The sequence below is a fragment of the Vibrio sp. 1562 genome, assembly GCF_033340155.1.
Taxonomy (GTDB): Bacteria; Pseudomonadota; Gammaproteobacteria; order Enterobacterales; family Vibrionaceae; genus Vibrio; species Vibrio alginolyticus.
Genome location: NZ_JAWOVY010000028.1, coordinates 1 through 10,866 on the forward strand (window position 1 = coordinate 1; position 10,866 = coordinate 10,866).

Genomic DNA, 10,866 nt, shown 5'->3' on the forward strand with positions numbered 1-10,866 from the left:
ATTGCAGACCAAACCTTGGCGGAAGATTTTACGCCATACAGCATCGATCTGAATACGGCCTTCAGTGATGTGGATAACGCCGATGGTGAGTTAACGTTTAGCGTTTCTGGTAATAGCAACATTCAAGTGGCGATCGTCAATGGCATTGCTACGTTCACTCCAACCGCAGACTGGAATGGCTCAGAAACCCTAACCTTTACCGCCACCGATCCAAGCGGTGAAAGCGTTAGCCAAACGGTGAACTTCACAGTGGCGCCTGTGGCAGATATTGAATCTGACCGCGCGACGGTTGTGGAAGACACACCAACCATCATCAAGGTTTTAGGTAACGACACGTTCGAAGGCGACGACAAAGTGGTGTCGCTCGATAGCAATCACGGTCCAGCGAACGGCACGGTCTCGGTCAACCCGGATGGCAGCGTCACTTACACGCCAAACGACAACTACCACGGTACAGACAGCTTTACCTACATCGTTACGTCCGGTGGCGTCAGTGAGTCCACCACGGTGAACGTCGATGTGACGCCAGTCAATGACAAGCCTGACAGTGAGGACTTTACGCATGTGACTGACAAGCCTGTGACGCAAGTTGTATTTGATACTGATACGAAACCTTTAGGTGATGGCGACTCTCAAGATCATATCGCGGATGTTGAAGACGACTTAAAAGGCAACGATCTACATGTCCGAATTACTGAACTGCCAACCTCAGGTACGTTGTTCTTTAAAGATAGTGATGGTGAGTTGCACGAAATTAAAGAAGTAAGCGATACGCTTTATGACAAAGACAGCCTTTACTATGAAGCTGATAATGTTGGCTTCTTATTAGGTATCAAAGATCGTCCAAATACGCCTAATGGCTCGGAATCTACAACAGATTTCAATAACTGGGGATTAAGTGAGGATGGTGGTTCATCACATTCCCGTACTGAGCATTTAGCCAATGGAGCTTCTATCACCATTTCTTCTGATAGCGGTGAGCTTGCGCAGTACAACCGCCAGGTGTCACACATCGGCAATGGTATCGCTGACAATGATGGGCAGGGTATTGAGAAAGGTGAAACGATTACGATCGATTTGTCTAATAACCCTGTGGGCAGCGTAAACCTTGGCTTAGATGGATTAGGTGGATTGTTTGATTACGGTGATGACAACGCAGCACTTATTACGGTTACATACTTAGATTCAAATAATGTCCAACAGACTCAAACGTTCGAGTTTTTGAAGCCTGAAGGCAACTTCATGCTATTCCAAGAAACAAGCGTTGGTTATGGGAAAGATCTAGCTCTTCCTGAAGGTTCGGTCATTACTCAGTTAGATTTTTCTACGAAAAATGAAGGTAACTGGGAGTTACGTTATGTAGAAGGTGTTCCTGCCGAAGACAGCTTTGGATATGTTGCAGTCGACTCTGAAAATGGCGTTAGCGATCCATCTACAGTCAATATCATTAACGAAATGTTAGATGGTAATGTTGCGGAAAACGGGCCAAGTCTGTCTGTGGTCGGTGATAGTGTGACCGAGGGTGACAATATCACGTTCTCGGTTGTTTTAGATGAAGTCACCAGCACTGCTGTTAAGTACCAAGTTGATATGCTTGCTCAAGGTTCTTCAGTTGATAAGAATGACATAAATCTATCGAATGCAACCTACACAAATGGTGTTGTTTTCTTAGGTGGTTACTTGATTGTTCCAGCAGGTATAAGTAGCTCCGAAATATCGATTCCGACTATTGATGACTTGGTTGTGGAAAGCAGCGAAACGGTCGTTCTTGAGCTCGGAGGTGAAACGGGGACGGCAACAGTTCTTGATAATGATAGTACAGAACTTAGCGTAATAGATGCGGGCGATGTAATTGAAGGAACTGACGCAATATTTACCGTTTTACTCTCTAACCCTGTTCAAGAGGCCGTTGTCGTCAATCTGAAGTCAACAACAAATGATAGCTATACTGCGGAAGATGTTGATCTAGGCACTATGGTAGTGACCTATGTGGATACTCATGGTCAAACTCAAACATTAGATATAGCGCCTAATGGAGACGTTACTATACCTCCAGGTGTCGCTGAATTTAAAGTCGCAGTCCCGACCAAACTAGATAATGTCCATGAAGGTGATGAGAGCTTTGGTCTTACGGTTACGGAAATCGGTAGTGTCACCAGTAATGGTATTGCAACTGGTAACGCAAATATTGTGGATTCTGATCCTGCACCTTTAGTTAGTATTAGTGCCGATCAAAATAGCGTAAATGAAGGTGAAACGGCAGGCTTTACGCTGACACTTGATAAAGTTGCAGATGAGAGTGTTACGGTTCATTTCGAATATAGCGGCGTGGCCCAAGATGGAAAAGATTTTGTTGGCGTTCTGAGTGTTGAAGTTCCTGCGGGTCAATCTTCAGCTGCTCTTGACTTACTGACGGTCACCGATGGTATTTATGAGGGCGCAGAATCTTTCACAGTAACCATTAAAGAGGTTGATGGCGCTGATGCGAGCATTGCTTCAAATAACAGCGCAAGTGTTGTGATCGTTGATGCCCAAAGTGCACCGAAAGTGACTATTAGCTCAGATCAATCCTCAGTTGATGAAGGTAGTGATGCAAAATTTATCGTCAACATTGACCAAAAAGCAGATGAAGATGTACTGGTAACATTCACAATCGGAGGGAATGTTGATGACAAAGATTATATTGCTCCAAGTACGTACACAGTCACGATTCCAGCGGGTAAAACGTCGGCGCCGATTGATATAAAAACTCTCGATGATGGTATTTACGAAGATCTTGAAAACCTAACCGTGACTCTAATTGATACGGTTGGTGCAGATTCGACGCTTGCAAGTGACTCGAATGAAGCAACAGTCTCTATTATAGATGCTCAGCACGCTCCAGAGTTTATTTCTGGCGGCGATAGTGCTGGTGACAAACCAAATGATGATGTTTACGACTTCGGGTCAGTTAACGAAAACACGGTGAGTGGGGCCGTTATCGGCACGGTCGTTGCTGAAGATCACGATAATGACGTGCTTGTATACCGCTTTGCAGATGGCTCGAGCACTAATGGTATTTTTGATATCGACCCGACAAGCGGAGAGATTTCATTGAACAAGACAATCGATGATGTTGACTTGGGCGATTATACGCTTCAGGTTGAGGTTATCGATGGAACTGGCGGGATTGATACTGCCGAGGTAAATGTATCTCTGGTAAATGTGAATGATGCTCCTGAATCTTCGCCTTCAGTGGTTGAGATGAATGAAGATTCTCAAGTGATGCTTGATTGGTCATCATTCGGTATTAGCGATGTGGACTCTGATGTATCAGATCTCTCCGTCCAAATTACAACGCTTCCTGGCGATGGATCATTAGAGTACAGAGATTCGCAAGGCGATTGGCAGTCTGTCCAAATCGATCAAGTGCTTGATAAGCCGCTCTTTGATGAAAACAGTGTTCGTTTTGTACCTGAATTAAATGAGTCTGGCAGTGACAGCTTCGGCGGAAATCAAGTCGGAGACCAGGAGTCTAGTTACGCTCAAATTGGCTTTAAACCAACAGATGGACAGAGTACCGGTCAAGAGTCAACACTGACAATAGACGTAAACCCTATCGCTGATAAACCGAACTTAATCGCAGTGACGCCATTAAACTCATTGCCTCAACAAGAGTTTAACGTTACGACATGGAGTAATGTTCAAGTTGGTTCTAGTGATGGTATGGGGGTCAATGGAGAGACTCTAATCTCAGCGATCAACGCTCTTAATGAAGCCGATGGTACTCGATTGAGTTGGGCAAATGTGGAAGATTTAGGGACTCATGCAACCTTGGCAAATGAGGCCGTTCTAGTCACATCTCTTGTTTATCTCGAAGCTGGCTCGAGTTACGACTTTGTTGGTCAAGCCGATGATAGCCTTGCAATCAAGTTGGGTGGTACGTTACTTGATCAAGCTCGTTGGGGGAGCGACAGTGGTGATATTAAGGGAGCTAGCTTTACCCCTTCGGTATCTGGCTTTTATCCAATTGAAATTTATCACCATAACCAAAGTGGTCCGGGTAACTTTAATGTGGATGTATCCATTAATGGACAAGCGCCTGTCAACCTGAGCAATAGTAGTCTTTACGTAGTTAGTGATGAAAGTGCACTAGAAGCAACTGATATCAGAACGTCTGAACTACAAGAAGTTAATGGTGTTGCGTTTTACGAAACATACCAGCTGAACGAAGGGTTACAAGATACAGCGATACCGCTCTCTGAAATTAAAGCAAGCTTAAATGATACAGATGGCTCTGAATCACTTAAAGTCACGCTAACTGGCTTACCTGTAGGTGCGATCCTTTCAGATGGAAATAGTTCTATTACTGTCGCAACTATTGATGAAGAACTGGACGTGACAAGTTGGGCATTAGATGCACTTACTGTGACTCCACCTGCGGGCTCCCATGATGACTTCACTATCAATTTGACTGCAACGAGTACAGAAAGCTCGAATGGTGATTCAGCAGAATCTAACTTGGTGATCAATGTTGTAGTACATGAGAACTTACCGACGGAAACGGAAAGTGATTTGGGCGAAACCATAGAAGACAATACTCTACAAGGGAATGTATTGCTTAATGACTCTGACGGCGACAATATTCTGATGGTAGATCATCTTACTATCGATGGTGCTGATTACGAGGTAGGCGAAAGTGTTTCTTTGACTAGTGGTACGTTACTAGTAAACCGAGATGGTAGTTACATATTTGAACCTGCTGAGCATTGGTCAGGTGACGTTCCATTAATTAGCTATACCACAAATACTGGCGTAACAAATACACTTGATATCAATGTTGTTGCTATCGCAGATGCACCTACGATCACGATCAATGTTGGCGACTTAGTTAAACGAGATGCTATTGATCCAAACCATCACTTAGCTACATCGGCAATAAATAATACCAATACCGAAAATGAGGCTGTCGCAGCCAACCTTGGGTTGGATAATGCAGTACCTAAAATTAATACACACGCTGGTGTTGTGTTGGGAGTCAATACTGACTTAAGTGACACCGACAGCTTGTTTGTTGGGACAGATTTCAACGATGTATTCTATGGTGGCGGTGGCGATGACGTATTTGTTGGCGGTGGTAACAATGATACGTTTTATGGTGATGACGCGACCAGTCTTACTCTGCATGATGGTAAAGATACAGTTTACTTAACAGGGAACTTTGATGACTACAAAATGACCTTCAAAGACGATCATGGCGGTAAAGTTCCATATTGGATTTTATTAGATAGTCGTTCTATCGATTCGGTAAACGATCATACAGGTAGTGATGACCGAGGTGATCATTTATATGAAATTGAACGCGTTGTTTTTGCAGACAAAATTGTTGATTTGAAACCTGATGGCACTTATGAAGTGCTTCAAGATCGCTGGATTTCGGTCGATGTGGATGTTGATCTAGTTGATGTCGATGGAAGTGAGGATTTAGCGCAGACTGCTCTTGTACAAGATCTACCAGACGGTGTTGACGTGTATGTTGATGGGCTCGCAATTAAGCAAGATTCAAATGGAGATTACCCTGTCACTCTTGGTACAGATGGTAAGCTTTCCCTGGATATCAGAGTGCCATTCGATTATGAAGGCAGCTTAGAGTTCCCGCTAAGCGTTACTGCTACGTCTGTTGAAGGATCAAATAATGACGCAGCTTCAACAACTGAATCCGTTGAGCTTACAGCTCGTGACTATGTGTTGGAGTCGGGATCACATGGGAATGATCAGATAACGGGTAGTGACGATCACGATATTATTGTTGGTGATGTTCAAGGATTGGAGATCATTGCAGGTCAGGACTACAACATCGCATTTGTTCTGGATACTTCAGGGAGCATGGGTAACTGGGTAGGAACTGCGAAGCAAGAAGTGCTAGACGTGTTTGATGAGCTGTTAAGTGCGGTAAATCAAGGAGAGAAGCCAGGGACAGTGAATATTCACCTTAGTGAATTTGCTTCAAGTGCATCAGCGGTGATTTCTGTTGACTTGAGTTCTCTTACAGCAAGAAAAGAGTTTGTAGAAGAGTTGAATCGTGTAATTGATGATGAGGGTTCTGGCGGCACAAACTATGAGGCGGGCTTACAGTCGGCCGTTGAATGGTTCAGCAGTCAACCTAACCCTAATGGCCAAAATATCACGTACTTTGTTACGGATGGTCAACCAAATAGAGCAACATACCTCTATGGTGTAGCACCGAGTGAATTCTCGAAAGTGATTTTGGACGTCGATAATTCTGGCAAGCTTGTTACCCTGCAAGATATTGCGAGTAAAAACAATTACTCATACGGACAAACAGTTACCTACAAAGGTGATGTCGTTATAGATAGTTACGGTAAGGTTTATTCACCGCTAACAGGAAGAATCCTTGGCGATATCGACAGATATTATGGCTCTATCCGTTATTACGATGAAGGGAATAGCTCGACACAAGCTCAACACATGTATCAAGTACTAGCGGCATTGTCCTCTATAGAAGCGATAGGTCTTGGGAGTGGCGTTGATGAACATACACTCAAGCAGTATGACACTGATGGTGTGGTAGAGTCAGATATTGATGTTACTAAGCTTGCTGAAACGATATTGGGTCAAGATGTACCTCTCAAACAAGGTTCAGACACTATTCAAGGAGGTGAAGGTAACGATATCTTGTTAGGTGACTTAATTGAGTTTGGTGGTAATGAACAAGGCTTAAGTGCGATTCAATCACATGTGGCGCAGCAAACGGGTCAGGATGTGTCTACCGTTGACGGCGAAGATATACATGAGTACGTTAGAAATAACTTGGAAGAATTCAACCAAACTCACCAAGGAGATAAATCGGATAATTTATATGGCGGCGCTGGTGATGACTTACTATTTGGTCATGGTGGCAACGACATACTCGTTGGTGGTGAAGGGGATGATATTCTGATTGGTGGTTTAGGTAGTGATACTTTAACAGGGTCAGAAGGGGCCGACATCTTTAAGTGGAGTGAAGTCACTAACGATGTTGATACTGTCACTGACTTCAATAAAAATGAAGACGCTCTAGACTTCTCAGATCTGTTTGACGACTTATCTAAAGATGAAATTGGAGAGCTTCTTAATGATCTTCAATCAGGTGATCATACTGGTGATGTCGGAGAGTATCATGTAGAAGTGGCACCAGACGGGGGATCTGAGGCAAACCTGAGTATTACAAAAGGGAGCTCGACATTGGACATCCATTTTGACGGTGCAAGTGTTGATGATGTGACTCAAAGCTTAATTGCGAGTTTAGAAGCTCAGTACAAAGACATGTAGTAGCGCTAAACTGTAGTCAAATTTAAAATCAAAAAAGGTCTAGCAATTTGCTAGACCTTTTATTTTTACGGTCTGTTTATTGTTGTGCTAGCTTTTTGGAAGTGTTGTGAAAACGGTCCATTCTTTCTTCACTTCACCCTTGTGGCCAATCACTGTTGCGGTTACTCGACGGTTCAATGCGTGACTAACTTGGTCTGTACCTTGTGTCGCAAGTACTGTGTCTCCATAGCCGACAATGGTAACTCTATCTCCACTAATGCCATTCTTCATGAGCTCTTTTCTAACGTTTTCAGCGCGGCGCTTAGATAGGTCAAGATTATGTTCTGCAGTACCAGTGCGACTAGCATAACCTTGAATCTCTATAGACGTGTTCGGGTACTCTTTCAAAAAGTCGGATAGTTCAAGAATTTGTTGCGTAAAGATAGGGTTGATCACATCGGAATCGTTCGCAAATAGTACTCGAATTTGCATTTCTTGTGAGGAGTCAACGTACGAACCACAACCGTCGTTGTCTATTTCGGCACCCAAAGGTGTACCCGGGCACAAATCTCGCTCGTTAATGACTCCGTCAGAGTCATCATCTATATGATCAGCCCACTGATCGGCAATTGGGGTATCTATGTAATCATATTCATCACCACGATCTGATGAACTGCATGCGGAGAGCATTAATGAGAGTGTAATAAAAGCTATGTGTTTCATAATTAATACTCCACTTCTTCTAGCCATTCTTTAGGCATTTCAACCCTTAATGCACTCAACAGTTGCCCAGTTGCGTTCATCACTCGATATTTGGCGTACTGCTCTGCGTATTTAGAATCTAAGTAGTCTTTACGCGCCTCAAAGAGCTCGTTTTCAGTGTTCAATAGATCAAGCAGTGTTCGTTTACCGATGCGATATTGCTTCTCGTAAGCAATTACGGTCTCAGACGCAGAGTCTACATGATCTGATAGAAACTCTTTTTGTTGTAATGTTAAATCAAGCGCACTCCAAGAAAGCCTTAACCCTTCTTCAACATTGCGATAGGCACCTTCACGCAAGTCTTTTGCTTTATTTAGCTGGTAGGCGAAGTTTTCTGAGTTCGCTGCATCACTGCCGCCATTGAATAGGTTGTAGCGTAGACGCAGCATGGCAAGTGTCTCATCACTTCGACCTTTTAAACCATCAGCGTCGTCACGCCATGTTTGCGAAGCTTCAATGGAAATGGTTGGGTAATTAACACCTTTAGACTGTTTGTATTGAAACTTAGCCGAGTCTACGTCTGCGAGCGCCACTTGAATAACGGGATGAAGTTCAAATGCCAAGCCTACCGCTTCATCAACCGTGTACGGGATAAAGTTTTGGTCCGCTCTCGGAAAGATTAACCCTTGTGGTGTTTGACCGACTAAACGAGTGAACATCGTGTGAGAGTCATACAGGTTATTTTGAGCAGCAGCTAAGTTTCCGTGTGCTTTTGCCAAACGTGCTTCTACCTGCGTCAAGTCAGCAGTAGAGCCGATACCCGAGTTGACTCGTTTTTTAATATCATCGTAAATATCTTTATGAACAGCAAGGTTGTTTTCTGAAAGCTTTAGGACTTCATACGCTTTAACAGCGTCCAAGTACACTTTAGTCACTTCAAGTGCCTTATCTGAAGCATCTGCTAAGAGTTGAAATCTAACAGATTCAGCATCAGCTGCGGTTCGATCAATATCATTTAACGTAGCGCTACCATCCCATATTAGTTGGGTCAGTGTCACTGAAGCTTCCTTTCGAGTGTAATCCGTGTCGCCTCGACCAACTTCATCTGACGGGTCTAATCCTTCATATCCAATTCCAGCATCTAGATCAACAGAGGGGAGGTAAGCACCTGATGAAGCTTCATTTATGTACTTCTGGCTCATAAACTCGTTAAATGCACTTTTAATATCGGGGTTATTTTGTAGCGTCTGTGCAACCGCTTGCTCTAGAGTTTGACCGAAAACTGGTGAAGACACTATTAAGCAACAGCAGGCTATATGTACTCGATTCCATCTCACGTTAGTTCTCCTAAAATCATGTCGCTCTTATTCTGTTTCATATTTGAGACGAGAAGTTACAAACAATGAATTTTCTTAGTGCGTATTATCAACTTGTTGATGTTTAAATGTTTAATTCAATAAAAAACAACAATCTTACTCTCTAAACTCTAGCATACGAGGCAAAGCTTGCTTGGTAAGTGGTCGATTTTTTCGTAGAAAACCTTTTTATCTTAAGAGCATAGCGGAAACTGGTTTAAATGAAGGCAAATTCTTCGGTTATTTTCCTTATTACTCTCAAAAAACTAAATCCTCTTGGAATAAAACGAAAAATTCATATTTTGTCTAAACTATAGACGTGTTTAGTGCAGTAACAAGCCTTTAATTAAACTAATACAAGGATGAAGAGCATGGATCGAGTAGCGTTAAGTTCATTGATGAGCAATGTCGTGGTTATAGGGCTTGATGGGAACCTGAGAAGTCTTGAAAGTGGTCAGCTACCTCAGCCTGGTGAATTAATTATTGAGGAAGTTTCTGATACATCAGAATTAATTGTACAACAGGTAACACCGCAAGGTAGTTCAATTAACGTTACTGATGATGTCACTGCGCTAATCGAGGCTATCGCTAGTGGAGAAGACCCGGCTGCTCTTGGTGAGGATTTTGAGCCAGCTGCTGGTGAGGAAAGTGGTTCTAGCCCCCAAAATACTGGTGCAATAGATCGTACTGGCGCTGAATTGTTGGCTAGTACGAATTTTGAGACCGTCGGTATTGATGGAATCGGACTATCTACAACTCAAGCACTATCTTTGTTGGATCTTTTCAGAGTAATTAATGGCCCTGTACCACCGACTATCTTAGTTCAAGAAATATCTAGTCCGACTATCAACGAAGGTGACCAAGTTGTATTCGATATTACTCTAAGTCAAACAACTGAAGACAATACTGATGTCATTCTTTCTCTCCTTGATGGAACCGCAACAGGCGGCTCAGCTGACGAGAACGGGAGTGACTACGTCAATGAGCGTGTCCTCATAACATTTTCTGATGGTACAACAGAAGAAGTTTCAGTCGGTGAAAGCGGAACCTTTACCATTTCGATCCCACCGGGTGAAAGTGACTTTACGGTCTCTATAGACTCTATTGACGACTCTGTATTTGAAGGCCCAGAAACGTTTACGCTCTCTGGCACGACAGAAGAACAAAGCACACCTGTTACTGGGACTGCCACTATTTTAGATGATGGTAGTGGACCTGGCTCAAATCCTGATGATGATCGCCCAGCGGTAACGATGAGTGATGCAGGTACGGTTAATGAGGGTGAGACAGCGAACTTCAAAGTGACGCTGTCGAATGCCTCCGAGTCCACTGTTCAAGTCGAGCTAGGCCTGAACTTAGGTGATACCGAAGTTGGAGACTTAGGCACCTTAGAATACAACACGGGAAGTGGTTGGGTTGCAGTGCCAAACGATGGCGTGGTGACGGTGCCGGCGGGGCAAACTGAGTTTGATGTGCGCATTGCTTCCACTGATGACGCCGTTTATGAAGGCCCAGAAGA

General features: G+C 43.5%; 4 protein-coding genes. 2 read left to right on the forward strand and 2 right to left on the reverse strand.

What is annotated here, in order from left to right:
- The first annotated feature begins 15 nt into the window (after nt 1-15).
- Nucleotides 16-7,311: a tandem-95 repeat protein gene (locus R7Z49_RS20630; RefSeq protein WP_318111972.1), complete on the forward strand. Its 7,296-nt coding sequence runs from the start codon at nt 16-18 to the stop codon at nt 7,309-7,311.
- 87 nt (nt 7,312-7,398) lie between these two features.
- Here the strand turns inward: R7Z49_RS20630 and R7Z49_RS20635 are convergent, their stop codons facing one another.
- Nucleotides 7,399-8,013 (reverse strand): OmpA family protein, encoded by a 615-nt coding sequence (locus tag R7Z49_RS20635; protein WP_005377363.1) that lies wholly within the window; start codon nt 8,011-8,013, stop codon nt 7,399-7,401.
- Nucleotides 8,014-8,015: 2 nt separating this feature from the next.
- Nucleotides 8,016-9,329, reverse strand: a complete 1,314-nt coding sequence (locus R7Z49_RS20640) for a TolC family outer membrane protein (protein ID WP_021707835.1) — start codon at nt 9,327-9,329, stop codon at nt 8,016-8,018.
- Nucleotides 9,330-9,718: 389 nt separating this feature from the next.
- Between R7Z49_RS20640 and R7Z49_RS20645 the strand changes: the two genes are divergently transcribed.
- A partial coding sequence (locus R7Z49_RS20645; protein WP_318111973.1) for a Calx-beta domain-containing protein occupies nt 9,719-10,866 on the forward strand: 1,148 nt, incomplete at its 3' end.

What these genes read in the sequence shown, in the direction of transcription:
- R7Z49_RS20635 (WP_005377363.1), bottom strand. Translation starts at nt 8,013, where the DNA reads ATGAAACACATAGCTTTTATTACACTCTCATTAATGCTCTCCGCATGC.